Genomic DNA, 25753 nt, shown 5'->3' on the forward strand with positions numbered 1-25753 from the left:
GGGAAGCCTAACGCGCGGTGCAAGACGGAGTTCTGTTACCTCTTTGTCAGATGGGCGACGAAGCGGCCGGCTGTGTCGCCAGCGCATCACGCAGCTCGCGTTTCAGCACCTTGCCGGTCGGGCCGATGGGCAGGGCCTCGACGATCCGCACCTCGTCGGGGGTCCACCACTTGGCCACCCGCGCCGCCACATGGGCCTTCAGCGCCTCCGGGTTGGCCGTCTGGCCGGGCCGCAAGGTGACGAGCAGCAGCGGGCGCTCGTCCCACTTGGGGTGCGGCACGCCCACCGCGGCGGCCATGGCCACCGCCGGGTGGGAGCAGACGGCGTCCTCCAGGTCGAGGGTGGAGATCCACTCGCCACCCGACTTGATCACGTCCTTGGCGCGGTCGGTCAGGCGCAGGTAGCCCTCTGGGTCGATGGTGGCGATGTCGCCGGTGTCGAACCAGCCGTCGTCCGTGAAGGCGGCCGCGCCGTCCTGCTTGAAATAGGCCGAGCTTACCCAGGGCCCGCGCACCTGCAGCGCGCCCGGGCTCTTGCCGTCGCGGGGCCGTTCCTTGCCGTCCTCGCCCATGATCCGCAGCTCCACGCCCCAGAGCCCGCGGCCCTGCTTGAGCTTGCGTTGCAGCGTGGCCTCGGGCGTCTCGCCGGCATGGGTTGGGAGCGGCGTGTTGATGACCCCCAGGGGTGAGGTCTCGGTCATGCCCCAGATCTGGCGGACCTTGCCGCCCAGCCGGTCCTCGATACGGCTGATGAGCGCCGCGGTGGGCGCGGAGCCGCCGATGGCGATGGTGCGCACCGAGGTCAGCTGGCCGCCGGTTTGGTCAAGGTGGTCGGCCACGCCCACCCAGATCGTCGGCACGCCCAGGACGAAGCTGACGCCCTCGTCGGCGATTAGTTCGGCCACGCTGGGCCCATCCAGCAAGCGGCCGGGCAGCACCAGCTTGGCGCCGACCAGGGGGGCGGCGTAGGGCGTGCACCAGGCGTTGGCGTGATACATCTGGGCGCAGGGCATCACGACATCGCGGGCCGAGAGGTCGAAGGCGTCGGGCAGCGACAGCGCCAGGGCATGCAGCACGGTCGAGCGGTGGCCGTAGAGCACGCCCTTGGGATTGCCGGTGGTGCCGGAGGTGTAGCAGAGGCCGGAAGCCTGTCGCTCGTCCACGTCCGGCCACTGGAAGTCGTCGTCCTGGGCCGCCAGCAGGTCTTCGTACACCAGGACGCCGGACGGAGCGTTGGCGGCGTCGGTCATGGCCACGAAGGTCTGCACGGTGGCCATCCTCGGCCCGATCTCGGCGACCAGATCCGAGAAGGTGATGTCGAACAGCAGGACGCTGTCCTCGGCATGGTCAGCGACCCAGACAACCTGGTCGGGATGCAGGCGCGGATTGATGGTGTGCAGCACCGCCCCGATGCCGGTGACGGCGAAATAGAGTTCGAAGTGGCGGTGCGTGCTCCAGGCCAAGGTCGCGACCCGGTCGCCGGGCTTCACGCCCAGCGCCAGGAGCGCCTTGGCCATCTTCTTCGCCCGGCCGAGCGCCTCGCGGTAGCCATAGCGGTGGATCGGCCCCTCGACCGTGCGCGTCACCACCTCCCGATCGCCATGGTAGAGCGCCGCGTGCTCCAGGATCGAAGGCAGCGTCAGCGGGCGATCCATCATCAGCGCGAGCATGGGCGGCCGGTCCTCCGGGTTTCTTCGTTGGCCGGACGGTAGCGCATCGGGCGCCGGCTGCTTAGCCGAACTGTGGACGGGTGTCCGATAGCGAGCACAGCTGCGCGCCGTCGTTGTTGAACCCCGAAAGCCCCGAACGGCACGAAAAGGCAGGCGAAGGCGGCGCGGTCCGGGATGGGCGGCGCGCTTTCGTGTCTTTCGTGTCTTTGGGGGTTGGAGAGAACGGCGCTTCGCGCGGGCGCGGCGGTCAGGCGGAGTCGTCGACGGCGGGCTTGGCGGGGACGGCGCCGTCGGACGGGGTCCAGAGCTGCGCAAACGCGTCCGAGCGGCCGCGCATCTCCTCGAGGACGCGCTGGACCAGGACGTTCATGGGCGCGTCGAGGAAATCGTCGCAGGCCTCGGCGAAATAGATCAGCACGTCGTAGAGCTCGGTCTCGTCGAACTCGTCCCAGTCGGGGCGTTCGCGCTCCACACAGGGTCGGGCCGCGACGACCGCCTGCTCGACGCGGGCGCGCGTCTTCGGCGAGAGCAACAGGATGCGGTCGTCGTGCGGGTGATGCCGGGGTTCGCGCGTTCGCGCCTCCGCCGGGCCGGCCTCGCGTTCGCGGGTGAGCTTGGCCTTCAGCGCCACCGTCTGGCGCAGCGACCGGCTGACCCGCTGCCAGGTGCGGCCCAGGCCGTTGATCTCGTCGGCGTCCTCGGCGGCCAGCAGCTTGGCCTGGACATGCTTCGCCACCGCCAGCTCGAGCTCCATGGCCACGGCCAGCACCTCCTCCTCGCGGGAGATCGGGGCAATGTCATCCGACATGAGCCGGAGGGAAACATGGCCGTGCGTCAGAAGCGGTCGTTCATGGCCGGCGAGACTCGGCTGGGTCTGCCGCTAAGCCGCCATCCGGGCCTTGAAGACGCCGTCGGGGAGGCGGGCGGCGCGGTTGGGGTGGATGAAGAAGTAGTCCTTCCAGGGGAGGCCCTCGACGAGGGTGGTGCGCTCTTCCAGCCGGTCGCCGTTGAGGGCGAACATGCGGTAGCCACGGTCGCGGAAGAGGTCGAGGACGGCCTCGCCCGAGGCGCCGAAGCGGGCCTGGAGCATGTCGGGGTGGATCTCGAGCAGGACGTGCGGCAGGTCGCGGTCGAGGATGGCCAGGGCGCCCTGCAGCGCCCGGAGCTCGGCGCCCTCGATGTCCATGCGGATGAAGTCGACGCGGTCGATGCCGTGCTCGGCGCAATAGCCGTCGAGGGTGACGACGGGGGTCGGCTGAACGTCCATGCCGGTGTCTTCCAGGTCGGGGCGCGCCGGGCCGTTCGGCCGGGTCTCGGCGACGTAGGCGTAGGCGCGGCCCATGCGCCCCGAGGTCTTCTTGGGCGTGACCAGCAGGAGCTCGCCCGGCCTGTCCGCCACGGCCGCGTGGATGGCGGTCACCTGCTTGCCCATGCGGTGCCAGGCGATGGCGACCTTCAGGACCTCGAAGGCGAAGGCCGACGGCTCGAAGGCGTAGATCCGAGCCTTGGGCGCCACCTGCGTCATCACGTAGGAATGGCGCCCGTCGCTGGCGCCCACGTGCAGGCACACCGGCGCGCCGGACAACAGGTCGGCGAGATACGGGGTCTCGGGCTCATGCTTGGCCCACGTCTTGTTCCGGCGCCAGGCGCGGAAGGCGTGTCCCAGCACGCGAAGCGAAGGCATCGATACTCCTTAGTCCCCCAGACCGCGGACGACGCGCCCCGTCACGCCGCGTCGCGGACCACCGTCATCATGTAGTTCACGTCCGTATCGGCCGATTCCGTCCATCGGCCGGTGAGCGGGTTGAATACGACGCCGAACGGCCCGTCCACAACGACCGGCTGCGTGGACAGGAAGTCGCGGATTTCGCTGGGTTTCAGGAACTTGGACCAGTCGTGCGCGCCGACCGGGAGCCAGCGCAGGACGTATTCGGCGCCCACCTTGGCGAGGGCGAAGGCCTTCAGGGTGCGGTTCAGGGTGGCCACGATCATCAGGCCGCCGGGCTTCAGCAGGCGCGCACAGTCCTGGAGATAGGCGGCCGGATCGGCGACGTGCTCGATAACCTCCATGTTGAGGATCACGTCGAACGGCGGCTCGCCCGCCGCCAACAGCGCCTCGGCGGTCGACGCGCGGTAGTCGATCTCAAGCCCCTGCTCCGCGGCGTGGGCGGAGGCGGTGGCGATATTGCGCTCGGAGGCGTCGACGCCGGTCACCCGGAAGCCCAGCCGGGTCATCGGCTCGGAGAGCAGGCCGCCGCCGCAGCCGATGTCGAGCAGGCGCAGGCCCTCGAAGGGGCGGCGCGCCTGGGCGTCGCGCTTGAAGCGGTAGAGGGCCTGGTCGCGGATGAAGGCCAGGCGGACCGGGTTAAACTTGTGCAGGGGCGCGAACTTGCCGCGCGGATTCCACCACTCGGCAGCGATCCGCGAGAAGGTCTCGACCTCGGCGGGGTTGATGGAGGATCGAGCGTTCATTCCCCGCTCTTTACGCGTCATCCCGCCCGAAGCGAAGCGCAGAGCGGGGAGCGAGGCGCCCTGCCCTCACGCCTGGTCCCGGATCGTCCTCTGGCCGCGCGGGATGATCGGTTGAGGGCAGGCTTTGCCTCCGGCGCGGCCGGATGACGCGTCTGATTGGAAGAATCTGGGCGTTGCGACGCCGCACCTTGGCCGCTATGACGCACCGCCTTTCGCGGCGCAGCAACGGGTTCCGATCGCAAAGTCCATGTCTCGCCTGGTTATGAAGTTCGGCGGCACGTCGGTGGCCGACCTGGAGCGCATCCGGCGCGTGGCGCGGCTGGTGAACGCCGAGGTGCAGGCGGGCCGCCAGGTGGCGGTGGTGGTCTCGGCCATGTCGGGCAAGACCAACGAGCTGGTGGCCTGGACCGACGGCGCGGGCGCCGCGGCGCGGGGGCTGACCCCGTCGGACGACGAATACGACGTGGTGGTGGCCTCAGGCGAGCAAGTGACCGCCGGCTTGCTGGCCATGACCCTGCGCAACATGGGCGTGCGCGCCCGTTCCTGGATGGGCTGGCAGATCCCGATCATCGCCGACGACGCCCACGGCAAGGCCCGCATCGACGACATTCCCCCCGAGAAACTGGCGGCCGCGATGGACGCCGGCGAGGTGGCGGTGATCGCGGGCTTCCAGGGCGTGACCCGCGACGGGCGCATCGCGACCCTCGGACGGGGCGGCTCGGACACCAGCGCGGTGGCCATCGCCGCGGCGGTCGGGGCGGCCTGCGACATCTACACCGACGTGGACGGCGTCTACACGACCGACCCGCGGATCGAATCCAAGGCGAAGAAGCTGGCCAAGATCTCCTACGAGGAGATGCTGGAGATGGCTTCGCTGGGCGCCAAGGTGCTGCAGACCCGATCGGTCGAGCTGGCCATGGCCTACAACGTGCCCGTCCGGGTGCTGTCGAGTTTTGTCGAGCCCGGCGAAGCGCCCGGCCAGGGCACCATCGTGTGCGACGAGGAGGAGATCGTGGAGAAGCGGATCGTGAGCGGCGTGGCCTACAGCCGCGACGAGGCGAAGATCAGCCTCTTCGGCCTGCCCGACCATCCGGGCGTGTCGTCCGCGATCTTCGGCGCGCTGGCCGATGCGAACGTCAACGTGGACATGATCGTCCAGAGCCACGCGCGCACCGCCGAGACCGCCAACATGGAGTTCACCGTCGGCAAGCGCGACGCGCAGCGGGCGGTGGACATCATCCGCGCCGCCCAGCCGCAGATCGGCTTCGAGGACGTGCGCGTGAACGAGGACGTGGCCAAGGTCTCGGTGATCGGCGTCGGCATGCGCAGCCACACCGGCGTGGCGAAGACCATGTTCGAGGCGCTGGCGGCCAAGGGCGTCAACATCCAGGTGATCTCGACGTCCGAAATCAAGATCAGCGTGCTGATCGACGCGGCCTATACCGAGCTGGCGGTGCGCGCCCTGCACGCCGCCTACGGGCTGGACCAGCTCTAGCCGGCGGCCGCTTCCCAGGCGCGGATCACGCCGCGCTCGGAGAGGCCTGCCAGCAGGCGCTGGACGGCGGCGGCGTTCTCCGCGAGCAGAAGGCGCAACCCGGGCCGGTCGAGGATTTCCTCCGACAGCAGAACCCCCGCGGCGGTGCGCACGCACAGCCCATCCTCGCACAGCTCGCCCACGTGGCGGCGCGCGGTCTCAGCCGAGAGTTTCAGCCGGCTGGCGATGGCGCGGACCGAGAGCGCCCGGGCCGGACCGCGGCCCTCGTCGGACAGGGCGGCGGCCAGCAGCGCCACCAGGATCAGCACCGAGACGACGTTGCCGGCCTCCCGCGAGAGCCCCTCGGAGGCCCGAAGGACGTAGTCGGCCAGCAGGCGCGCGGCGGCGCGGATCGGCACGCTGTCGGTCTCGTAGGCAGGCGGCGGCAGCGCTTCCACCAGGTCGGCCGCCTTGAGCTCGAGATAGAAGCCGCGCAGCCGCTCGTGCCCCAGCATCACCGAGCGGAGGTATCCGGGCGAGGCCAGGTAGCTGGCGGGCACCACCACCCCATCCGCGGACAGGTGGCAGACCTGGGCGGCGGCCAGGCGGCGGATGCGGCGGCGCGCGGTCTCGAACGGCAGGCCCAGGGAGGCGCCCACCGCGTTGATGCTGACCGGACGACGCGCGTCGTCGGGCGCCGGAGCTTCGAGGGCGCCGTAGCGGGCCCGGGCGGCGGGGTCGCGGGTGAGCGGGGCGATGTTGGCCTGGTTGATCGCCAGGACCAGCAGGGCGTCGAGTGGATCGAGACCCACGATCCCGCCGGCCATCTCGTCGAGCAGGAAGGCGAAGGACAGGCCGGCCAGCCGCCGGTCGCGGCGGGTCAGGGGATCCGCGGGGGGCTGGGTCGTGAGACTCACGCGGCGGATGAAAGCGGCCCCGCCTATCATTTGCAATCCTTGCGGGACCGCTAAACGCCTAGTTGGTCGCGGGCTTGGCGGAGCCGGTCATGCGGAAGGCGGCCCAGGTCCCGACCAGGGCCAGCGGGACCACGGCGGCGAACACCCAGAAGCCCGCGCCGCGGGCGCTGGCGTCGGTGAGGCCGCCCGAGAAGCCGACGAGATTGGCGGCCACGCCCGAGATCGCCGCGCCCACCGCCCCGCCGGTCTGGCGCACGGCCATGATCGCCGACGAGCCGATGGCGCGATCCTCATCGCTCAGCGCCCCCAGCAGGCGGCGGCTCATGAAGGCCCAGGAGAAGCCGAACGCCGCGCCCATCAGCGAGCCGCCCAGCAGCACCCAGGCGATGTGGCCGTCGGCCATCGTCAGGGCGAGGATCACCAGGCTGGCCAGCAGCAGCAGCACGCCGAAGCGGGTCCAGCGGGTGTCCCAGACCCCGGTGGCGCCGGCGACGGCCATGGCGGACACGGTCCAGGCCATGGACTCCGCCCCGATGGCGTAGCCGGCCACCAGGGGCGAGTAGCCCCGCAAGTGCTGCAGGATGGGCGGACCGTAGATGGCGAAGCCCATGGAGGCGGCGGTGAGCGCGAACATGGCGAGGTAGCCCGATCCGCACACCGTCGTCAGGTCGCCCGCGCGGTGGGGCAGCAGGCGCACGCGCGCCCGGGCGTCGAGCCGGACCAGCCAGACCAGGATCGCCAGGCCCAGGACCACGAGGCCGATCGACCCGGCGGCCGAGCCGGCCAGGTCGGCGACAGCGATCGCGGCCACGGCCGCGCCCAGCACGGCCAGCTGCAGCCAGGGGATGCCGGGGCCGCCGGGCGCCTTCGACGAACCGGCCAGCAGCCAGACGGACGCCACGCTGAAGACCCCGGCCTGGGCGGCGAACAGCCAGAAGACGTCGCGCCAGTGGCCGGCCTCGACCACCATCCCGCCGAACAGCGGACCGAGCACGGTGGCGATGCCCCAGATGAAGGTCACCGAGGCGAAGACGCGGGCCAGATGGCGCTCCGGGAACAGCATGGCGATGGCCACCATGGCGAATCCGGAGATCCAGCCGCTGCCCAGGCCCTGGACCAGACGGCCGGCCAGGAAGGTGAAGACGTCGGGCGCCGCGGCGCTCATCACGCAGCCCACGACCATGACCACGCCCGCCAAGGCGGTGGCCGAGCGCAGGCCGAAGATCTCAGACAGGCGGCCCGAGCTGGCGCCGGCCAGGATCGCGCCCACGAAGAAGCCGGCCGTGGCCCACGAGAAATAAGCGTAGCCGCCCAGGTCGGCGCCCACGCTGGGCAGGATGGTGGCGGTGACCAGGCTGTCGGCGGCGTTCAGCCAGACGCCCAGGCAGATGAGCGCGAACCGCGGCAGCCGGCCTTCGGCCAGCAGATCGCCCCAGGTGTTGGCGCGGGCGTCGTCGGATTTCGCAAGCTCGCTCATGTCAAATTCAGCTAGACGGCCCGGCGCTATTTTGCAATGGATTGATTGTCAAAATGCACACGCCCGCCGACCGTATCCTTCTCCAGCTCAAGACCCGGGGTCCCGCGGAGACGCTGGCGCTCGCGGGCGCGCTGAATATCAGCCGGCAGGGCGTCTTGCAGCACCTGGAACGGCTGGTGGCCGAAGGTCTGGTGGCGCATGCGGATGAGCGCCGGGGCGTGGGCCGGCCGCGCCGGATCTGGTCGCTGACGCCCGCCGCCCAGACGCGGTTCCCCGACACCCACGCCCAGCTCACGCTGGAGATGCTGGACGCCGTGCGCGCCGAGTTCGGCGAGGCGGGGGTCGAGCGCATGATCGCCCGGCGCGAGGCGGCGACGGCGAAGGGCTATGCCCAGGCGATGGCCGGCGCGCGGAGCCTGCAGGCCCGCGTCGCGCGCCTGGCGGAAATTCGGACGGCGGAAGGCTACATGGCCGACTGGTCGCCCGACCCTGGCGGCGGCTTCCTTCTCGTGGAGAACCACTGCCCGATCTGCGCGGCGGCGGCCGCCTGCCAGGGATTCTGCCGCGCCGAACTGATGGTGTTCCGCCAGGTGCTGGGCGACGAGGTGGAGATCGAGCGCACCGACCATATCCTGGCCGGCGCCCGCCGCTGCGCCTATCGGATCACTTCTTCGCCCCAAGTGCAGCCGACGGCTGCACTTGGTTCTGTTTAGTTGATGCGCCGTCCGGGCGGCGAACCGGTTCCCACTTTGCCTGACGGCGCAGCCGCAGCTCCAGGAAGCTGCGGGCTGAAGCCAGGCTGCCAGTGGTTGGCGGTGCCGGAGGTGACGTACCAGCTGATCAGGATCGCGCAGATCAGCGCGCCGGGGACGTAGGAGTTGGTCCGGCGATAGGTCCAGGCCGCGATAATGCCGATCACGCCCAGCAGCGGCACGAACTGGATGGCGACGATGACGTTCAGCGGCTCGGTCGGCGTGGCCAGCAGGCCGGTCGCGAAGAGGGTGGCGTACTCCCAGATCACCAGCACGCCGAAGCCGAGCGCCATGGCGACCTTGCCCCAGGCTACGACGGCGAAGGCCCCCTCCCCCCTAACCGGGATGCTGGCGCAGAAGCTGCGGAGGGCGACCAGGAAGAAGACGCTCCACAGGATCAGGTACCCGGGAAGCTGCATGGCGCGCACGCCGTCCAGCGGCTTCAGGCCCAGGACCCAGAAGCGGTAGTCGGTCTTGAACCAGCCATCGACGAGGACGAGCGAGCCGTAGGCCACCGCCATGGTGACCACGGCGACGGCGATGGAGAGACCCCACCGGTTGGTGAAGGCCGCCTTGCGCCGGACCACCACGCCGACCAGCAGCGTCAGGACCGCCGTGCCGAGCGCCCAGACCAGGAGCTGGTTCTGGATCCACTGGGGGAAGACCGGCATGGGAAAGAACACCTGCCCGGCCTTCATCAGCGGGAAGTAGGTGATCGCCGGCAACGCCGCGGTGAGCGCCAGCGAGCGCCACCAGCGGCCGTCGCGCCGTTCGGCGGCCGGCTCCGCGGGCTGGGCCAGACGGGCGAACGCCGGAACGCCCAGCAGCAGGTCGAACGTGGCCAGGATCAGGCCGACCATGCCCATGAAGGCGATGAGCGTGCCCACCTCCTTCCAGAGCCAGACCTGGTCCGTGACCCGCGGCGGACTGCCGATCCGCAGGGTCTTGTCGAACCAGTCGACCGCCGCGCCGACGCCCGCGCTGGAAAAGTGCTCCCAAGGATGGGTGACGGGCGGATTGAAGAGGATGCGGGCCGTGCCGTCGGCGATCGAGCCGTAGAGGCGCCCCTCCTGCACGGGGCCGGTGGCGCCGAAAATTCCCTGCAGTTTCTTGGAGTTTGCGATCTCGGAGCCCTTCGGCACGCCCCACATCAAGCCTGCGAACTCGTCGTACTGGCCGAACACGACGGCGAGGTTCCTCGGGTCGGCCGGCGCCTTGGCTCCGAGGAGACCGGGGGTGGATCCCTCAAGTACGATTGACCGATAGCCGTCGGGGTCCTCGGCAGCTGCGGCCAGGATGGGTCCGCCGCCCATCGAGTGACCCTCTAGCCCAATCTGGCTGTCGTCCACGAAGGGCAGGCTCTTGAGGTAGCGCAGCGCGGCGGGTCCGCCGAAGTCGGCCGTGCCGACGATGCCGCCGGAATAGCCGTGGCCCGTCATGTCCATGGCCAGGACGACGAAGCCGCGGCGACTCAGCTCGATGGCGAACGGGCTCTGCATCTCGCGGGTGTTGATGTAGCCGTGACTGGCGAGGACGGCCGGCGCGGGCGTCGTCGCCGTGGCGGTCGCGGGCACGTACAGCAGGCCCGAGACAGTGACACCCTGCCCGGCGGGGATGCGCACCTCGGTCACCTTGACCGGACTGGCCCAGGTTCGCCCGGGCCCTTGGGAGGTCTGCACCCGGTGTGCGAGGAAGGAGCCGCCCAGGATCAAGGCCCAGGCAAGCGCGAACGCCAGCCACTTCCGCATCACGTCTCCCCCGTCCTCTTCTCGTTGGCCGGACGATGGAGCGAGACCGTGGAAACGACAAGCTGGCGCGGTGGCGCCAAATCATATAAGGATATCTTTATATCATCTATCGGAGCGTCCCATGTCCGCTGAGCAGCATCACCGTCGCGAGGCCGTGGGCGAGCGCTTCTCCCTTCCCGCGATGGTGCGGGCGCGCGACCTGACGTTCGAGGCGGTCCGGCGCATCGCCGCCGAGATCAAGCCCGGCGTCACCGAGGGCCGCGGCGACGAGATCGCCCACGAGGTGCTGAAGGCCATGGGCATGGAGCGCCTCTGGCACCGGAACGTCATCCGCTTCGGCCCCGACACCCTGAAGACCTTCTTCGGCGACTTCGCCCCCGACTACGTGCTGCAGCCGAACGACATCTTCTACGTCGACCTGGGCGCGGTCTGGGACGGCCACGAGGGAGACGCCGGCGACACCTTCGTGGTGGGCGACGACGCCGAGATGCACGCCTGCGCCCAGGCCGCGCGGGACATCTGGGCCGAGACGGCGGCGCAGTGGCGCGACCACGGCGTGACGGGCGAGGCGCTCTACCGCTTCGCCAAGCAGGTCACCGAGGCCAAGGGCTGGCGGCTGAACTGGTCGGTGAAGGGCCACCGAGTCTCGGACTTCCCGCACGCGATCCACAAGGGCGGCAAGCTGGGCGAGTTCGACGGCGTGCCGGTGTCGGGCCTGTGGATACTTGAGATCCAGATCGCGCATCCGACGCGAGCCATCGGCGCCTTTTACGAGGACCTGCTGATCGAAGCGGCGGACGAGAAGGCGTCGGCGGCGTAGCAAATCCCCCCTCCTCCTCCGCGGGGGGAGGAGGGCCAACATCCTTCACGCCTTCACATAGACCCAGGCGCCGACGCCTGAGGCGAGCCGGACCCCGATGCGCTTGTAGTCGGAGACCTCGTAGGCGTCGGCGGCTTCCACCTCGGCTTCGGTGACCTCGAAGACCGTGCCGTGCACCTCGTGCGAGGGGTCACCGGTCTCGACGACGATGGGATGGTGGTCGGCGCCGCTCGACGCGATCACGGCCGGGTCGGTGATCCGCAGCATCTCGCGCCGGAAGCCCGGGAGGATGTCGGGCTGCCCCTCGAGCCGGCGGCCGAAGGTCTCGAACTGGACGGTCTCCTGCTGGAGCGTGCCGTAGGAGAAGAGCTTGGGCATCAGTGCGCGGTGAGGAAGGCGGCCACGGCCTGCTTGTCGTCCGGCGTCAGGCCCTCGGCCATCGGGACCATGGGTCCGGTCGTGAGGGCCGCGACGATCTCGGCGGCCGGCTTGGCGGCCAGGGCCGCGCGCTGGGGCGCCCGCTCGTCGCCGGATTCGTGGCACTCCTTGCAGCGCTCGGCATAGATCGCCTCGCCACGGGCAGGCGGCTCCGGAGCCTGGCCCAGGGCGGGCGAGGCCAGGGCCGCGAAGGCGAGGGCGGCGGCGAGGCCGATGGATCTCAGGCGCATCTCTCTTCCCCGTCGGAGCGTGAGGCTCTAGGCAGGCGGTCTACATAACGACCGGAACGGCGGCGCCAATGGGGCGCGTCGCCCACAGGAGATGCCGATGACCGTCCGCCTTCGCTGGGCCGCCACCGCCGCGCTCGCAACCTTCGCCACCAGCGCGTGCGCCCAGCCCGCCGCGCCCGTCGAGACCCGCCCGCCCGTCACCGCCTACAAGCCGGCGTTCGCGGGCCAGACCCGCGCGCCGCAGGAGAAGCTGGGGGTGGCTTTCGAGACCACGACGGTGACGCCCGGCCTGCAATACCCCTGGTCGCTGGCCTTCCTGCCGGACGGGCGGATGCTGGTGACCGAGCGCCGGGCGGGCAAGCTGCGCCTGGTTGGCAAGGACGGCGCGCTGGCCGAGGCGCCGGTCGACGGCGTGCCGGCGGTGATGTCGGCGGGCCAGGGCGGCCTGCTGGACGTGGCCCTGGACCCGGCGTTCAAGACCAACCGGCTGGTCTACCTCAGCTACGCCGAGCCGCAGGCGGACGGCGCCAACAACACGGCGGTGGCGCGCGGCAGGCTGGTCGACGGCCCGACGCCGAAGCTGGAAGGCCTGACGGTGATCTACCGGCAGAAGCCCTCGCTGGCGTCGCCGCTCCACTTCGGCTCGCGCCTGGTGTTCGCCCGCGACGGCAAGCTGTTCGTGACCCAGGGCGAGCGATCCATCCCGGCCGGCCAGAAGCAGGCGCAGGACCTGGCCAGCGGCCTGGGCAAGATCGTGCGGATCAATCCCGACGGCTCGGTCCCGAAAGACAACCCCTTCGTCGGCAAGGCGGGCGCCCAGCCGGAGATCTGGAGCTACGGCAACCGGAACGTCCAGGCGGCCGCCTTGCATCCCACCACGGGCGAACTGTGGGAGGTGGAGTTCGGGCCGCAGGGCGGCGACGAGGTCAACGTCATCCGCAAGGGCAAGGACTACGGCTGGCCGACCATCAGCTACGGCGTGAACTATGGGCCGGCCAAGACCCCGATCACCGGCGGTGAGACGCAGAGGCCGAGCATGGAGCAGCCGCTCTACTACTGGGATCCCGTGATCGCGCCCTCGGGCATGATCTTCTACACCGGCAAGCTGTTCCCGAAGTGGCAAGGCAGCATGCTGATCGCGGGCAAGCAGCCACAGGGCCTGCCGGGCGGCTTCATCACCCGCCTGACCTGGAAGGGCGAGAAGGTGGTGGGCGAGGAGCGGATCGAACTGCCCGGCCCGCTGAACCTTCGGGACATCCGCCAGGGGCCGGACGGGGCGGTCTACGTCCTGAAGGACGGGCCCTCGGGCGCGATCCTGAAGCTGACGCCGAAGGGGTAGTTCCCGCATTCGGGCCGGCCGCCGCCCCCGCGGGGGCGGGACGTTGGGAAGTTCGTCGCGCGGCGCCTATGTAGTGGGTCGGCCGGACGGCGGGCCGGCCTGCATGCCGCGGGCGCAAACACCGCTTTTGGGCGGAATGCGGGGGCTTTTGGGCCTCGGTTCCGCAAGATAAAGCTGTTAGGGACCCGGCAAAGGGCGAGGGAGGAGAATTTACCCCAGGATGGCGCCGCAAGTGGCCATACGCGGACAGCGGAGCCTGCTGCGGCAGATCCGCGAGGCGCTCGCCGGGGGCGGTCCGGCGCAGCAGCGCCTGGACATGGTGGTGCGCATCATCGCCCTCTCTATGGTGGCGGAGGTCTGCTCGATCTACCTACGCCGCGCCAGCGGCGAGATGGAGCTGTTCGCCACCGAAGGCCTGGACGCCAACGCGGTCCACGTGACGCGGATGAAGCCCGGCGAGGGCCTGGTGGGCGAGATCATGCGCCTGGGTCGGCCGCTGAACCTGGCCGACGCGCCCGAGCATCCGGCCTTCTCGTACCGGCCGGAAACCGGCGAAGACCCCTATCACGCCTTCCTGGGCGTGCCCTTGCTGCGCGGCGGGCGGGTCATCGGCGTGCTCGTGGTCCAGAACCGCACCGAGCGGGTCTATTCCGAGGACGAGGTCGAGGACATCCAGATCGTCGCCATGGTCGTGGCCGAGATGGTCGCCTCGGGCGAACTGATCAGCATCGGCGAGCTGGAGGGCGTGGAACTGGCGCCCCGCCGCCCCGAGCGACTGAAGGGCTCGAAGTTCGCCGACGGCCTGGCTTATGGCGTGGCGGTCCTGCACGAGCCGCCGGTCGCCTCGTCGCAGCTGCTGTCGGACGACGTGGTGGCCGAGGAGGCGCGCCTGGCGGCGGCGCTGGAGGGCCTCAAGAACCAGATCGACCAGATGCTGGAGGGCCAGCACGGCCTGGTCGACGCCTCGTACGAGGTGCTCGAGACCTACCGCATGTTCGCCCATGACCGCGGCTGGAACCGCAGCCTGGAGGACGCGGTGAAGAACGGCCTGACGGCCGAGGCGGCGGTTGAGCGGGTGCGCTCCGAGCACCGCGCCCGACTGGGCCAGGCCCGCGACCCCTATCTGCGCGAGCGGCTGCACGACCTGGAAGACCTGAACGACCGGCTGCTGCGGCACTTGTCGGGCGACGGCAGCGTGGCGCGCGACCTGCCCGACAACGCCATCCTGATCGCGCGCAACCTCGGACCAGCCGACCTCCTGGAATACGACCGCACGCGGCTGCGCGGGCTCTTGCTGGAGGAGGGGTCGCAGACCAGCCACGCGGCGATCGTGGCCCGCGCTCTGGACATCCCCTGCGTCGGCCGCCTGAACGGCTTGCGTGACAAGGTCTCGGAGGGCGACCCGGTCATCGTCGACGCCGAGACGGGCGAGGCGTTCCTGCGTCCGCGCACCGACGTGGCCAACGCGATCAAGGCGCGCATGGACGTGCGCCGGCAGCGTCAGGCCGAGTTCGCCAAGCTGAAGGACACGCCGGCCTTCACCCGCGACGGGGTGAAGATCACGCTGCTGATGAACGCGGGCCTGGACGTGGACCTGGAGAGCCTGGCCGAGACGGGCGCCGAGGGCATCGGCCTGTTCCGCACCGAGTTCCAGTTCATGGTCTCGGAGGCGATCCCGCGCTTCGACGCCCAGACGTCTCTGTATTCACGGGTGATGGACGCGGCGGGCGACCTGCCGGTAACCTTCCGCACCCTGGATCTCGGCGGCGACAAGGTGGTGCCGTACATGGAGGCCGAGCGCGAGGAGAACCCCGCGCTGGGTTGGCGGGCGATCCGCATGGGCCTGGACCGGCCGGCGCTGCTGCGCCTGCAGCTTCGGGCGCTGATCGCGGCGTCCCGCGGGCGGCCGCTGCGCATCATGTTCCCCCTGGTCGCCAGCGTGGACGAGTTCCGCGCCGGCCGCGCGCTGGTGGAGACGGAGATCGCCTGGGCCCAGCGGCGGGGCCGCCCGGCCCCCTCGCGGCTGGACGTCGGCGCGATGATCGAGGCGCCGTCGGTGATCTGGCACCTGGACGCCCTGCTGCCGATGACGGACTTCGTCAGCGTCGGCACCAACGACCTGATGCAGTACCTGTTCGCCGCCGACCGGGGGAACCCGCGGGTGGCCGACCGCTACGACATCCTCTCGCCGCCCGCCCTGCGCGCGCTGGAGGCGATCCAGCGAGCCTGCGCCGAGACCGGCACGCCGGTCAGCGTCTGCGGCGAACTGGCGAGCCGGCCGCTGGAGGCCTTCACCCTGGTGGCCCTGGGCTTCGAGCGGCTGTCGATGTCGCCGGCCGGCATCGGGCCGGTGAAGCAGATGGTGCTGAGCTGCGACCGCGAGGCGGCGCGGCGTGGAGTTTCCGCCCTGCTCAAGTCCTCGGCCGGATCGGTTCGGAACGAGATTGAAACCCTCGCACGCAAACTCTACCTCGCCGTCTGATCCTCGCCCGAATCCGGCGACACTGTCCGGCGGCTGAGGAGCCCAGGTCCCGCGTGTTACGGAAACGCACATCGAAGAAGGCCGACACCGCCCGCGGACGTATGCGCGCGGCGCTGAATCTCGGCGCTTCGGAGGACGCCTCGGCCGAGACGACGGCCCCCGAGGCGGGCCCGCCACCGCCGGTGGATCCTCTGTTCGCGCACGAGACCCTCGGCGAGGCGCTGAAGGCGATCCGCCAAGAGAAGGGGTTGACCCTGCCCGAGCTGGCCGAGCGCACGCGGGTGCGCCGCGCCTACCTCGAGGCGATCGAGGAGATGAGGCTGGACGCCCTGCCGTCGCGGCCGTTCACCATCGGCTACATCCGCGCCTACGCCACCGCGCTTGGCCTGGACCCGGACCTCGCCACCGAGCGGTTCAAGAGCGACGAGCCGGTGCTGGAGGAAGCGCTGCGCGCGCCGGTCGGCATGATCGACGAGAAGGATCCGCGCGTGGCGGCCTTCCTGATCGGCGCGCTGGTCATCATCGTGGCCATCGTGCTGTGGAACGTGGCCCAGCGGGCGATGATGGCCGCCGCGCCGCCGCCGCCGCTGGCCCCGGCCGCACAGACCGCCAAGGCGCTGAGCCAGGTAAAGCCGAGCACGGTCGAGCTGGGCTATCCCCTGCCCGCGCCGGTGGAGTCCACCACGCCCCCGCCCTACGAGACCCCCGGCCTGGCCGCGGCCACGGGCATCACCGATCCCAACGCCCCGCCGACCCCGGCCCCGTCGCCGACCCGGGTGGGCGAACCGCCGCCGGTGGACCTGGCCTCGCTGCCGACGGTGTTCACGCCGAAGGGCAGGATCTACGACTCCGGTAATCCAAAGCTGACCTCGGTGGTGACGGTGCAGGCGATCAAGGCCGGCGCCCTGATCGTGCGCGGCCAGGACGGCTCGGTCTATTTCGCGCGCCAGCTCGCCAAGGGCGAGGCCTACCGGGTCCCGCAGCTTCCCGGCCTGACGCTGGACGTCTCCGCGCCGCACGACTTCCAGGTGTTCGTAGCCGGCCAGTCGAAGGGCGTGCTGCCAGCGCAGCAGGTGCTGGCGTCCAAGCTGGCGACGCCGGCCTCGCCGCCACCCGCCGCGACGCCGCGGCCGGCGGCCCCGGTCATCCAGCTGCCGCCCGCGACGCCCGCGACCAGGCCCGCCCAGCCCCCGCGACCGTAAGCTCCGGTTGGGTTTCCTCCTCGGACAGACTATTTTCGCCACCGCATGACGACCGAAGCCCACACCGCCGTACGCCCCTGGCGCGCCATCGACCGCCGGAAGAGCCGCAAAATCCGCGTGGGGAACGTCGAGGTCGGCGGCGACGCGCCGATTACGGTCCAGTCGATGACCAACACGGTCACCGGTGACGCCAAGGCCACGATCGAGCAGATCCGCCAGCTCGAGGAGGCTGGCGCCGACATCGTGCGGGTGTCGTGTCCCGACGAGGACGCCACGGCGGCGTTCAAGGAGATCGCCCGGGCGGCCAAGGTCCCGCTGGTGGCCGACATCCACTTCCACTACCGGCGCGGCATCGAGGCGGCCCAGGCGGGCGCGGCCTGCCTGCGGATCAATCCTGGCAACATCGGCAACGCCGCGCGGGTGAAGGAGGTCATCCAGGCCGCCCGCGACCACGGCTGTTCCATGCGCATCGGCGTCAACGCCGGCTCGCTGGAGCGCGACCTGCTGGAGAAGTACGGCGAGCCCTGCCCCGACGCCATGGTCGAGAGCGCGCTGAACCACGCTCGCATCCTGCAGGACCACGACTTCCACGAGTTCAAGATCAGCGTGAAGGCGTCCGACCCGTTCATGACGGTGGCCGCCTACCAGCAGCTGGCCGAGGCCATCGACTGTCCGCTGCACCTGGGCGTGACCGAGGCGGGCGCCACGCGGACCGGCACGGTGAAGAGCTCGATCGGCATCGGCTCGCTGCTCTGGGCCGGGATCGGCGACACCATCCGCGTCAGCCTGGCGGCCGACCCGGTGGAAGAGGTGAAGGTCGGCTTCGACATCTTGAAGAGCCTGGGCCTGCGCCACCGGGGCGTGAACATCATCGCCTGCCCATCGTGCGCGCGGCAGGGCTTCAATGTGATCCAGACGGTGGAGACCCTGGAGCAGCGGCTGGCCCACATCGCCACGCCCATGAGCCTGTCGATCATCGGCTGTGTGGTGAACGGCCCGGGCGAGGCGTTGATGACCGACCTGGGCTTCACCGGCGGCGGCAAGGGCGCGGGCATGGTCTATGTGGCCGGGAAGCCCGACCACAAGCAGGACAACGAAGGCATGGTCGACCACATCGTGGCGCTGGTGGAAGCCCGCGCGCGCGAGATCGAGGCTGCGAAGGCCGAGGCGCTGCAAGCGGCGGAGTAGCCCGCCCGAACCCGGCGGCGCGATAAACGGCTCGGACACAAAAATGACGCCCGCGTCACTCTTGCATGCGACCGCATGACGCGCTTAGGTGCGCGTCCAATTCTTGGGAGGGACGACATGTCCGCGGACGGCAACTGGAAAGTCACGATCAACACGCCGATGGGCGCGCGCACCATGGCGGTGAACATCGCCACCAGCGGCGACACCTTCACCGGCAAGGTCGACTCGGAAATGGGCGCGCAGGAAGTCACCGGTAAGATCGACGGCGACACCCTGACCTGGAGCACCGACATCACCAACCCGATGCCGATGAAGCTCGAGTTCACGGCCAAGGTCGAGGGCGACAAGATGACCGGCAACTGCAAGCTGGGCATGTTCGGCAACGCCGCCCTGACCGGCGAACGCGCCTAGCCATTCACGCCGCGAGGCGTACGGAAAGGCCCCTTCCGGCGACGGAGGGGGCCTTTCTCGCGTCTAGTTGCTGGGCGTCACCGCGTCGGCGGCGCGGTTGGCGGCGGAGCTGACACCCTCGGCCGCGTTGCCGGCGCTGTCGGCCACGCTGGACGCGGCGCTGGTCACCGCGTCGGTGCGGATCGCGTCGTTGCGGTTCGACTGCAGCAGGAAGAACGCGATGATCGCCACCATCGCGAGGACCGCGAGGCCGATGATCACGCCGCCGAGGCCGGAACCCCGGCCCGTATCGACATAGGTCGTGCCGCCTGCGTCGCGCTCGACCACGCGCTCGCGGGTCAGGCCGTCGCTGCGTTCAGTCACGCGTTCGATCGCCATTTCACTCTTCTCCGTATGTCACCGGGGCTCAAAACCCCCAGCGGCGCGGAGCGTTCCGCCTATCGCCTGCGCGGAGGGACCACGTCGGCGAAGTCCGGGAAGGCCTTCCACTTCGGTTCGAGCGGCGGCGCACCGAGCGCCGGCGAATAGGGAGACGGCTCCTCGATGGCCATCTTCGGGATGTAGCGCGGGCAGTTCGGGAAGATGTCCACCGGCGTCACCTTGACCAGGAGCTGAGCGCCGGGAACGCCGGCCATCATCGGGTCGTCGGCCACGACCTCGGCGCGCCCGTTGACCCGCAGGCGTCCGGCGCGCTCGCCCATGGCGATGAACAGCAGGCCCACGTGCGGGTTGGCGGCGATGTTGCCCAGGCTCTTGAACATGCCGTTGCCGTCGTAATCGGGGAACACGAGCAGGTCGGGGGCGACCACCTGGACGAACCCCGGCGGGCCGCCCTTGAACGAACAGTCGGGACGGCCCTCGCCATCCGCCGTGGCCAGGAAGAAGAACGGCTGTGCGGCGATGAAGCCCGCGTCGGCCTCGGTGAAGCGGTCGTGCCGCAGCTTCTCCTCCAGCCGGTCGGCCAGGGCCCGGCTGTCGAAGGCGTCCTGCAGCGCCCGATTGCCCTCGTGGTACATGGCGATCCTCCCGCGCGGACCATAGCGCGGATTTGGCGCCGCGCGCGGCCTCGGCTACAGACAGCGCCCTTCGAAGGACCGAACACGTGCGACTTCCCCAGGCCAGGCTCGACCAGGTGCTCGACCGCTTCCGCGAGATCGAGGCGCGCATGGGCGCGGCCACCGACGGCGCCGAGATCGTGCGCCTCTCGAAGGAGCATGCCGAGCTGAAGCCGGTGGCCGACGCGGTCACCGCGCTGGAGAAGGCCAAGGCCGAGGGGCCGGAGCTGGAGGAGATGCTGGCCTCGGGCGACGCGGACATGGCCGAGATGGCCCGCGACGAACTGGAGGCGCTGAAGGAACGCCTGCCGGCGCTGGAGCACGACGTTGCCCTGCTGCTGGCGCCCAAGGACAAGGACGAGAACGCCTCGGCCATCCTCGAGGTGCGCGCCGGCACCGGCGGCGACGAGGCGGCGCTGTTCGCCGGCGACCTGTTCCGGATGTACCAGCGCTACGCCCAGTCGAAGGGCTGGCGGGTCGAGATCGACTCGCTCACCGAGGGCGAGATGGGCGGCTACAAGGAAATCGTGGCCGCGATCACCGGCGACGGGGTGTTCGGGCGGCTGAAGTTCGAAAGCGGCGTGCACCGGGTGCAGCGGGTGCCGGCCACCGAGGCCCAGGGCCGCATCCACACCTCCGCGGCCACGGTGGCGATCCTGCCCGAGCCGGAGGACGTGGAGATCGAGATCCGCGACCAGGACCTGCGCATCGACACCTACCGCTCGTCGGGCGCGGGCGGCCAGCACGTGAACAAGACCGACTCAGCCGTGCGCATCACCCACCTGCCCACCGGCATCGTGGTGACCAGTTCGGAGAAGTCGCAGCACCAGAACCGCGCGCGGGCCATGAAGGCGCTGAAGGTGAAGCTGTACGACCAGCAGCGCGAGGCCCTGGACACCGCCCGCTCAGACGCTCGCAAGAGCCAGGTGGGCTCGGGCGACCGGTCCGAGCGCATCCGCACCTACAACTTCCCGCAGGGCCGGGTGACCGACCACCGCATCAACCTGACGCTCTACAACCTGCCCAAGGTCATGGAGGGCGAGGCGCTGGACGACGTGATCAATCCGCTGATCGCCGAGGACCAGGCCGCCCGGCTGGCGGCGCTGGAAGACGAGTTCGGCTGACCGCGCGAATCGCGCTTTGAACCACGAAAGACACGAAAAACACGAAAGCCCACGGCGCCGCTCGAGCCTTTGCGGACGCCGCTTCGCGGCAATCAGACACCCTCTCCTTTCGTGTTTTTCGTGTCTTTCGTGGTTCCTATCCGAACCTCTCGCGATACGCCCCGGGGGCCACGCCGACATGCTTGCGGAAGGCGCGGCGGAGGTTCTGTTCGTCGGCGAAGCCGCAGGTGCGGGCGACATCCTTGAGGCTGTGCGAGCCAGCTTCGAGGCGCCGCCGCGCTTCCTCCAGGCGCACGCGGGCGACGTAGGCGGCGGGGGTGACGCCCACCTCATCCTTGAAGCGGCGGGAGAAATGCCGCGGGCTCATGCCGGCCGCGGCGGCCAGGCGGCCCAGCGGCAGGTCTTCGTCCAGGTGGTCCAGGATCCAGAGCTGGAGCTCTCCCAGGCGATCCTCGCGCCGTTCCGCCTCGAGGAAACGGCTGAACTGGGCCTGCCCGCCAGGGCGCTTCCGGTAGATCACCAGTTCCTGGGCGACGGCCACGGCGGTGGCCTTGCCGTGGTCCTGCTCGACCATCTCCAGGGCCATGTCCATGCCGGTGGTGACGCCGGCCGAGGTGAACAGCCGGCCATCCTGGACGTAGATGGCGTCTGGCTCGATGCGGCAATCGGGGGCCAGGGCCGCCAGCCGCTCGCAATAGGCCCAGTGGGTCGTGGCGCGCCGCCCGTCCAGCAGGCCCGCGGCTGCGAGAACGAGGGCGCCGGTGCAGATCGAGCCGAGACGCAGGGTGCGCGGCGCCATCGCCCGCAGCCAGGCCAGGACGGCCGGATCGCACGCCGCCTCCCAGCCGATGCCGCCGGCCACCAGCAGGGTGTCGCAACTGTCTACATCGCGGAAGGATCGCGCGGCGGTGAGCTCCAGGCCGCCCGAGGTGCGGAACGGGCCGGGCTCCAGTCCCACCAGCTCCGTCCGGTATGCGCCGGCCGTCTTCCAGGTATCGCGCAGCCAGCGCTCGGTGCGGGCGAAGACCTCCAGCGGCCCCACGATGTCGAGCGCCTGGGCGTCGGGAAAGGCCAGCAGGCAGACGTGGTGCGGCAGGCGCGGAGTCATGGCTGGATTTGACCGGAGGGCGTCCTTCTCGCCAAGCCCCCCTCACGCTCTAGGCTTACGGGCAGCATCGGAGGATCCGGCCCATGGACCGTCGCCAGCTCATCACCGCCAGCCTCGCCGTCGCTGCGGCCCCCACCCTCGCGGCCGCGGCGCCCCTGCCCCGCCGCAGGATGATCCTGGTCGCCTTCATGCTGGGCGACGGCGCGAACGTGATCGACACCGCCGGGCCGTGGGAGGCCTTTCAGGACGCGATGCCGACGATCGACGGGGAAATGGCGCACCCGTTCCGGCTGTTCACGGTCGCCCCGACGCTGGAGCCGGTGCGGATGACCGGCGGGCTGATGGTGAAGCCGCACTACAGCATCGAGACGGTCCCGCAGCCGCACGTGATCGTCGTGCCAGCCCAGAAGTCGACCGAGGGCTCGCGCGCGTGGTTGAAGGCGGCCTCCGAGAAGACCGACATGACCATGAGCGTCTGCACCGGGGCGTTCCAGCTGGCGCGGGTGGGGCTGCTGGACGGCCTGCGGGCGACGACGCACCATGAGTTCTACGACAGCTTCGCCAAGGAGTTCCCAAAGGTGAAGCTGGAGCGGACACCTCGGTTCGTGGACGAGGGACGGGTCGCCTCGGCCGGCGGCCTGACCTCGGGCATCGACCTCGCCTTGCACGTGATCGGCCGCTACTTCGGGCCGGAGACGGCGGAGGCGACCGCTCACTACATGGAACACAGCCAGACGGCGCGGCCGGTTTAGCGAGCCCTCTCGTCCGGCTCGGTGACGTTCGCGAGGGGCGGCGTCTCGGGAGCGGGCTTGCTGCGGAGGTTGCGCCACTGGCGTCGGGCGATCTCCAGGAGCTGGCTCGTTCCCTGGCGGACGCCGATGAAGCGCAGGCCCACGGTGTCGGCCATGGCGGCGCCGCGCTCGCCCATCGGCTTGGGCGCGCCGGTGGTGGAGTCCATGGCGGTCTGGTGCTCGATCTCGGCGTTCAGCTCGGCGCCCATCAGGACCACCATCACCGAGAACCAGATCCACAGCATGAAGCCGATGACCGCCCCGAGCGAACCATAGGTGGCGTCCAGGCGGGCGACGTTGTTGAGGTACCAGGAGAAGCCGGCCGAGCCCGCCATCCAGAAGAAGGCCGCCGCCGCGCCGCCGGGGATGAGCCAGCGCCAGCGCGCGAGCCGGCGGCTGGGGCCGTAGCGGTAGGCGATCGTGAAGGCCCCGGCCGCCACGAGGTAGACCAGCGGCCAGCGCGCCGCGATCATCCAGCCTTCGCGCAGGCGCAGCACCTCCAGGACAATGGGCGCGGCGACGAGGATGCCGCTGACCACCGCCAGAAACACCAGCAGCGCCAGGGTGAAGCCGTAGGTCATGGCCGTGCGCAGCAGGTAGTTGCGTTTCTCGGTCTCGTCGTAGGCGATGTTGAGTCCGTCGAAGAGCGACCTTATGCCGGCGCTGGCGCTCCAGATCGAGAACAGCAGGCTGATCACGAACGCCGCCGAGAGCCCGGCCGCCTTGCCGTTGGCCAGGCGGAGCATCTGTTCGCCCAGCAGGCGGACGGCTTCAGGCGGGAAGATCGCCGAGAGCTGGATCAACTGCTCTTCCACCAGCCGGACGTCGGCGATCAGGCCGTAAAGCGAGACGAAGACGCCCAGGGCCGGGAAGATGGCCAACAGGGTGTAGTAGGTGACACTGCCGGCCACGACGGTCAGCCGATCCTGGCTGATCTCGCGCCAGGTGCGCCACACGATGTCCTTCCAGCCTCGCCAGGGGATGTGCCCGGGACGCTCGGCGACGCGGCCGCGGCCCGGCTCCTGGGCTTCGAAGTGGGCGGGCTCGGCAATGGTGTGGCGGCTGAGGCCCGGCTGCGGCTTGGGCTCGACGCGCAAGGGCTGTGGGACCGGCCGCGTGCGGGTCGCGTTCCACCAGGCAGCCGCCAGCGCCGCCGTCAACGCCCAGGGCGCGAGGCTGGCGACGGACGGGGGAACCCGCCGGCGCGATTGTCTGTTGGCGTGGACAGCCGTCACTCTTGCGCTCCCCTGGCGACGCTTCGGCTAACCCCTCGGCGCGGCAGTGCGTTCCCGCGGACGGGTACGGAGCTTGAGCCGCGGCCCGCTTTCCGCCAGAAGCGCCGCCATGAGCGGCCACGTCGCGGGAATCTTCCGCCACCCGGTGAAGGGCTTCACGCCCGAGCGCCTGACCCACGTGGACCTCCGCCCCGGCGAGGGGTTTCCGCACGACCGCATCTGGGCAGTGGAGAACGGCCCGTCGGGGTACGATCCCGAGGCGCCGGCCTTCACCCCCAAGCAGAAGTTCACCGTGCTGGCGGCGATCCCGAAGGTGGCGGCGGCGCGGACCCGTTATGACGAGGAAAGCGGCGTGCTGAGCGCAGAGGCGCCGGGCGCCGGCGCGTGGTCGGGCCGTCTGGCCGAGCCCGCGGACCGGCAAGGCTTTGCCGCGTGGCTGGGCGGGCTGCTGCCGGCCGACGACCTCCGCGGGCCGCTCAAGGTGGTGGACGCGCGCGGTGCCTTCCGTTTCACCGACCACCCGCTGGGGCAAGTCTCAGTGATCAACCTGGCCAGCGTGCGGGACCTGTCGGAGAAGATGGGAGTCGAACTGGACCCGCTGCGCTTTCGGGGCAACCTCTATGTCGACGGTTGGCCAGCGTGGGCGGAGAACGAATGGGCCGGCCGCGAGTTGATGGTCGGCTGGGCGCGGGCCAAGGTGTTCAAGCCCATCGTGCGCTGCGCGGCGACCGAGGTGGATCCGACCACGGCGACGCGCGACCTCGAGGTGGTGAAGGCGCTGTTCGACAACTACGGCCACATGTTCTGCGGGATCTACATCCAGATGACCTCCTCCGGCCGCGTCGGCCTGGGCGATGCGGCGACGGCGCCGCAATGACCCTCAATCTTGTCCAGGCCTGGAAGGGCGCGAAGGCGCGCCTGGAGGCCGCGGGGATCTCCGGCCCGGTGATCGACGCCCGGCTGCTGGTCGAGGCCGCGGCCGACGCCACGCGGGTGGATATCGTCACCGATCCGCACCGCTCGCTGACGCCCGAGCAGGAGGCGCGGCTGGAGGACTACCTGGGCCGCCGCGAGCGCCGGGAGCCGGTGAGCCACATCCTGGGCCGCAAGGGCTTCTGGAAGATCATGCTGGGCGTCACCAAGGACGTGCTGACGCCGCGGCCCGACACCGAGACCGTGGTGGAGTATTCGCTGCGCGAGTTCCCCGAGACGGCGCCGTGGCGGATCCTGGACCTGGGCGTGGGATCGGGCGCGATCCTGCTGGCGCTGCTGGCCGAGCGGCCGGCAGCCAAGGGGCTGGGCGTCGACGTCTCCGAAGAAGCGTTGGCGGTGGCGCGCGACAACGCCGCCTCGCTGGCGCTAGCGAACCGCGTGGCGCTGCTGCGCGGCGACTGGACGACGGGGCTGGACGGCGATGAATTCGACCTGGTGGTGTCGAACCCACCCTATATCGCCAGCCACGTGATCGAGACGCTGGAGCCCGAGGTGCGCGACCACGAGCCCCGGCTGGCGCTCGAGGGCGGCGCCGACGGCCTGGACCACTACCGCATCCTGGCGCCCGAGATCCTGCGCGTGCTGAAGCCCGGCGGACGGTTCGCCGTGGAGATCGGCTACGACCAGAAGGACGCCGTCGAGGCGCTGTTCAAGGCGGCGGGCGCCGTGTTCGTCACCACGATCAAGGACCTCGCCGATCGCGACCGGGTGGTCGCAGGCGAGAAAAAGCCCTTGGAAACGGCGAACTGACTCGCTACATCAGTTGCTGTCTCCACCCAATTCGTCGGTGCTGCAGGTAGATGCGTCCCTAAGAAGGACGCCCGCCGA

At 70.3% G+C, this 25753-nt stretch carries 25 protein-coding genes; 12 read left to right on the plus strand and 13 right to left on the minus strand.

Going from position 1 to position 25753, the window contains the following annotated elements; genetic code table 11:
- Positions 1-46: 46 nt before the first annotated feature.
- The 4 genes from ACODSY_RS10055 to ubiG form a co-directional block, all read right to left on the minus strand.
- A complete protein-coding gene (locus tag ACODSY_RS10055; protein WP_488951588.1) occupies positions 47-1669 on the minus strand; it encodes a long-chain fatty acid--CoA ligase in 1623 nt (540 codons plus the stop codon).
- A 247-nt stretch (positions 1670-1916) separates the two neighbouring features.
- Complete coding sequence (locus tag ACODSY_RS10060; protein ID WP_488951589.1) at positions 1917-2477, minus strand: hypothetical protein; 561 nt, start codon at positions 2475-2477, stop codon at positions 1917-1919.
- Between the two features lie 72 nt (positions 2478-2549).
- Positions 2550-3353 (minus strand): FkbM family methyltransferase, encoded by an 804-nt coding sequence (locus ACODSY_RS10065; protein WP_488951590.1) that lies wholly within the window; start codon positions 3351-3353, stop codon positions 2550-2552.
- Positions 3354-3394: 41 nt separating this feature from the next.
- Positions 3395-4141, minus strand: a complete 747-nt coding sequence (gene ubiG, locus ACODSY_RS10070; RefSeq protein WP_488951591.1) for a bifunctional 2-polyprenyl-6-hydroxyphenol methylase/3-demethylubiquinol 3-O-methyltransferase UbiG — start codon at positions 4139-4141, stop codon at positions 3395-3397.
- 247 nt (positions 4142-4388) lie between these two features.
- Here ubiG and ACODSY_RS10075 point away from each other — a divergent pair, with 247 nt between their 5' ends.
- Positions 4389-5636 (plus strand): aspartate kinase, encoded by a 1248-nt coding sequence (locus ACODSY_RS10075; protein ID WP_488951592.1) that lies wholly within the window; start codon positions 4389-4391, stop codon positions 5634-5636.
- Here ACODSY_RS10075 and ACODSY_RS10080 read toward each other — a convergent pair.
- On the minus strand, positions 5633-6532 hold the full coding sequence (locus tag ACODSY_RS10080) for a winged helix-turn-helix domain-containing protein (protein ID WP_488951593.1): 900 nt from the start codon (positions 6530-6532) through the stop codon (positions 5633-5635). The genes ACODSY_RS10075 and ACODSY_RS10080 overlap by 4 nt on opposite strands.
- A 58-nt stretch (positions 6533-6590) precedes the next feature.
- Entirely contained in the window at positions 6591-8009 is a 1419-nt protein-coding gene (locus ACODSY_RS10085; protein WP_488951594.1) for an MFS transporter, read from the minus strand.
- A gap of 53 nt (positions 8010-8062) precedes the next feature.
- Here ACODSY_RS10085 and ACODSY_RS10090 point away from each other — a divergent pair, with 53 nt between their 5' ends.
- Positions 8063-8722, plus strand: a complete 660-nt coding sequence (locus tag ACODSY_RS10090; RefSeq protein WP_488951595.1) for a helix-turn-helix transcriptional regulator — start codon at positions 8063-8065, stop codon at positions 8720-8722.
- On the opposite strand, the gene ACODSY_RS10095 is transcribed toward ACODSY_RS10090, so the two are convergent.
- A complete protein-coding gene (locus ACODSY_RS10095) occupies positions 8719-10509 on the minus strand; it encodes an alpha/beta hydrolase (protein WP_488951596.1) in 1791 nt (596 codons plus the stop codon). The genes ACODSY_RS10090 and ACODSY_RS10095 overlap by 4 nt on opposite strands.
- A 121-nt stretch (positions 10510-10630) precedes the next feature.
- On the opposite strand from ACODSY_RS10095, the gene ACODSY_RS10100 reads away from it, so the two are divergent.
- Positions 10631-11329 (plus strand): M24 family metallopeptidase, encoded by a 699-nt coding sequence (locus ACODSY_RS10100; RefSeq protein WP_488951597.1) that lies wholly within the window; start codon positions 10631-10633, stop codon positions 11327-11329.
- Between the two features lie 45 nt (positions 11330-11374).
- On the opposite strand, the gene ACODSY_RS10105 is transcribed toward ACODSY_RS10100, so the two are convergent.
- Both ACODSY_RS10105 and ACODSY_RS10110 read right to left on the minus strand, forming a co-directional pair.
- The gene (locus tag ACODSY_RS10105; protein ID WP_488951598.1) at positions 11375-11707 is read right to left on the minus strand and encodes a gamma-glutamylcyclotransferase family protein; all 333 of its coding nucleotides are present in this window, start codon (positions 11705-11707) and stop codon (positions 11375-11377) included.
- A complete protein-coding gene (locus ACODSY_RS10110; RefSeq protein ID WP_488951599.1) occupies positions 11707-11997 on the minus strand; it encodes a c-type cytochrome in 291 nt (96 codons plus the stop codon). The genes ACODSY_RS10105 and ACODSY_RS10110 overlap by 1 nt, the downstream gene beginning before the upstream one ends.
- 97 nt (positions 11998-12094) lie before the next feature.
- On the opposite strand from ACODSY_RS10110, the gene ACODSY_RS10115 reads away from it, so the two are divergent.
- The 5 genes from ACODSY_RS10115 (at position 12095) to ACODSY_RS10135 (ending at position 18619) form a co-directional block, all read left to right on the plus strand.
- The gene (locus tag ACODSY_RS10115) at positions 12095-13336 is read left to right on the plus strand and encodes a PQQ-dependent sugar dehydrogenase (RefSeq protein ID WP_488951600.1); all 1242 of its coding nucleotides are present in this window, start codon (positions 12095-12097) and stop codon (positions 13334-13336) included.
- A gap of 220 nt (positions 13337-13556) precedes the next feature.
- Positions 13557-15818 carry a phosphoenolpyruvate--protein phosphotransferase gene (gene ptsP / locus ACODSY_RS10120; RefSeq protein WP_488951601.1) on the plus strand — a complete coding sequence of 754 codons (2262 nt, stop codon included), beginning with the start codon at positions 13557-13559 and terminating at the stop codon, positions 15816-15818.
- 53 nt (positions 15819-15871) lie between these two features.
- Complete coding sequence (locus tag ACODSY_RS10125; RefSeq protein ID WP_488951602.1) at positions 15872-17020, plus strand: helix-turn-helix domain-containing protein; 1149 nt, start codon at positions 15872-15874, stop codon at positions 17018-17020.
- Between the two features lie 45 nt (positions 17021-17065).
- Positions 17066-18208, plus strand: coding sequence for a flavodoxin-dependent (E)-4-hydroxy-3-methylbut-2-enyl-diphosphate synthase (ispG, locus tag ACODSY_RS10130; RefSeq protein WP_488951603.1), 1143 nt, complete (start codon positions 17066-17068; stop codon positions 18206-18208).
- A gap of 117 nt (positions 18209-18325) precedes the next feature.
- On the plus strand, positions 18326-18619 hold the full coding sequence (locus ACODSY_RS10135; RefSeq protein ID WP_488951604.1) for a hypothetical protein: 294 nt from the start codon (positions 18326-18328) through the stop codon (positions 18617-18619).
- 63 nt (positions 18620-18682) lie between these two features.
- Here the strand turns inward: ACODSY_RS10135 and ACODSY_RS10140 are convergent, their stop codons facing one another.
- Both ACODSY_RS10140 and ACODSY_RS10145 read right to left on the minus strand, forming a co-directional pair.
- Positions 18683-18997 (minus strand): hypothetical protein, encoded by a 315-nt coding sequence (locus ACODSY_RS10140; RefSeq protein WP_488951605.1) that lies wholly within the window; start codon positions 18995-18997, stop codon positions 18683-18685.
- Positions 18998-19056: 59 nt separating this feature from the next.
- On the minus strand, positions 19057-19635 hold the full coding sequence (locus tag ACODSY_RS10145; RefSeq protein WP_488951606.1) for a pyridoxamine 5'-phosphate oxidase family protein: 579 nt from the start codon (positions 19633-19635) through the stop codon (positions 19057-19059).
- An 86-nt stretch (positions 19636-19721) separates the two neighbouring features.
- On the opposite strand from ACODSY_RS10145, the gene prfA reads away from it, so the two are divergent.
- Positions 19722-20798 carry a peptide chain release factor 1 gene (prfA, locus tag ACODSY_RS10150; RefSeq protein WP_488951607.1) on the plus strand — a complete coding sequence of 359 codons (1077 nt, stop codon included), beginning with the start codon at positions 19722-19724 and terminating at the stop codon, positions 20796-20798.
- 136 nt (positions 20799-20934) lie between these two features.
- Here prfA and ACODSY_RS10155 read toward each other — a convergent pair whose 3' ends face one another.
- Positions 20935-21906, minus strand: coding sequence for a GlxA family transcriptional regulator (locus ACODSY_RS10155; RefSeq protein ID WP_488951608.1), 972 nt, complete (start codon positions 21904-21906; stop codon positions 20935-20937).
- Positions 21907-21989: 83 nt separating this feature from the next.
- On the opposite strand from ACODSY_RS10155, the gene ACODSY_RS10160 reads away from it, so the two are divergent.
- Entirely contained in the window at positions 21990-22658 is a 669-nt protein-coding gene (locus ACODSY_RS10160; protein ID WP_488951609.1) for a DJ-1/PfpI family protein, read from the plus strand.
- Here ACODSY_RS10160 and ACODSY_RS10165 read toward each other — a convergent pair.
- The gene (locus ACODSY_RS10165) at positions 22655-23932 is read right to left on the minus strand and encodes a YihY/virulence factor BrkB family protein (RefSeq protein WP_488951610.1); all 1278 of its coding nucleotides are present in this window, start codon (positions 23930-23932) and stop codon (positions 22655-22657) included. The two genes, ACODSY_RS10160 and ACODSY_RS10165, sit on opposite strands and share 4 nt — an antisense overlap.
- A gap of 109 nt (positions 23933-24041) precedes the next feature.
- Between ACODSY_RS10165 and ACODSY_RS10170 the strand changes: the two genes are divergently transcribed.
- Both ACODSY_RS10170 and prmC read left to right on the plus strand, forming a co-directional pair.
- A complete protein-coding gene (locus ACODSY_RS10170; protein WP_488951611.1) occupies positions 24042-24809 on the plus strand; it encodes an MOSC domain-containing protein in 768 nt (255 codons plus the stop codon).
- On the plus strand, positions 24806-25675 hold the full coding sequence (gene prmC, locus ACODSY_RS10175) for a peptide chain release factor N(5)-glutamine methyltransferase (protein WP_488951612.1): 870 nt from the start codon (positions 24806-24808) through the stop codon (positions 25673-25675). Before ACODSY_RS10170 ends, prmC begins: the two co-directional genes overlap by 4 nt.
- Positions 25676-25753: the final 78 nt, after the last annotated feature.

It is taken from the genome of Phenylobacterium sp. FG114, from assembly GCF_057809855.1.

Excerpts from the sequence above, each read along its gene's own strand:
- ACODSY_RS10065 (WP_488951590.1), bottom strand. The coding sequence starts at position 3,353 with ATGCCTTCGCTTCGCGTGCTGGGACACGCCTTCCGCGCCTGGCGCCGG.
- ACODSY_RS10100 (WP_488951597.1), top strand. The coding sequence starts at position 10,631 with ATGTCCGCTGAGCAGCATCACCGTCGCGAGGCCGTGGGCGAGCGCTTC.
- ACODSY_RS10095 (WP_488951596.1), bottom strand. The coding sequence starts at position 10,509 with ATGCGGAAGTGGCTGGCGTTCGCGCTTGCCTGGGCCTTGATCCTGGGC.
- ACODSY_RS10115 (WP_488951600.1), top strand. The coding sequence starts at position 12,095 with ATGACCGTCCGCCTTCGCTGGGCCGCCACCGCCGCGCTCGCAACCTTC.
- ACODSY_RS10140 (WP_488951605.1), bottom strand. The coding sequence starts at position 18,997 with ATGGCGATCGAACGCGTGACTGAACGCAGCGACGGCCTGACCCGCGAG.
- ptsP (WP_488951601.1), top strand. The coding sequence starts at position 13,557 with ATGGCGCCGCAAGTGGCCATACGCGGACAGCGGAGCCTGCTGCGGCAG.
- ACODSY_RS10055 (WP_488951588.1), bottom strand. The coding sequence starts at position 1,669 with ATGCTCGCGCTGATGATGGATCGCCCGCTGACGCTGCCTTCGATCCTG.
- ubiG (WP_488951591.1), bottom strand. The coding sequence starts at position 4,141 with ATGAACGCTCGATCCTCCATCAACCCCGCCGAGGTCGAGACCTTCTCG.
- ACODSY_RS10135 (WP_488951604.1), top strand. The coding sequence starts at position 18,326 with ATGTCCGCGGACGGCAACTGGAAAGTCACGATCAACACGCCGATGGGC.
- ACODSY_RS10145 (WP_488951606.1), bottom strand. The coding sequence starts at position 19,635 with ATGTACCACGAGGGCAATCGGGCGCTGCAGGACGCCTTCGACAGCCGG.
- prmC (WP_488951612.1), top strand. The coding sequence starts at position 24,806 with ATGACCCTCAATCTTGTCCAGGCCTGGAAGGGCGCGAAGGCGCGCCTG.
- ACODSY_RS10060 (WP_488951589.1), bottom strand. The coding sequence starts at position 2,477 with ATGTCGGATGACATTGCCCCGATCTCCCGCGAGGAGGAGGTGCTGGCC.
- ACODSY_RS10155 (WP_488951608.1), bottom strand. The coding sequence starts at position 21,906 with ATGACTCCGCGCCTGCCGCACCACGTCTGCCTGCTGGCCTTTCCCGAC.
- ACODSY_RS10105 (WP_488951598.1), bottom strand. The coding sequence starts at position 11,707 with ATGCCCAAGCTCTTCTCCTACGGCACGCTCCAGCAGGAGACCGTCCAG.
- ACODSY_RS10085 (WP_488951594.1), bottom strand. The coding sequence starts at position 8,009 with ATGAGCGAGCTTGCGAAATCCGACGACGCCCGCGCCAACACCTGGGGC.
- ACODSY_RS10090 (WP_488951595.1), top strand. The coding sequence starts at position 8,063 with ATGCACACGCCCGCCGACCGTATCCTTCTCCAGCTCAAGACCCGGGGT.
- ACODSY_RS10075 (WP_488951592.1), top strand. The coding sequence starts at position 4,389 with ATGTCTCGCCTGGTTATGAAGTTCGGCGGCACGTCGGTGGCCGACCTG.
- ACODSY_RS10160 (WP_488951609.1), top strand. The coding sequence starts at position 21,990 with ATGGACCGTCGCCAGCTCATCACCGCCAGCCTCGCCGTCGCTGCGGCC.
- ACODSY_RS10170 (WP_488951611.1), top strand. The coding sequence starts at position 24,042 with ATGAGCGGCCACGTCGCGGGAATCTTCCGCCACCCGGTGAAGGGCTTC.
- ispG (WP_488951603.1), top strand. The coding sequence starts at position 17,066 with ATGACGACCGAAGCCCACACCGCCGTACGCCCCTGGCGCGCCATCGAC.
- ACODSY_RS10110 (WP_488951599.1), bottom strand. The coding sequence starts at position 11,997 with ATGCGCCTGAGATCCATCGGCCTCGCCGCCGCCCTCGCCTTCGCGGCC.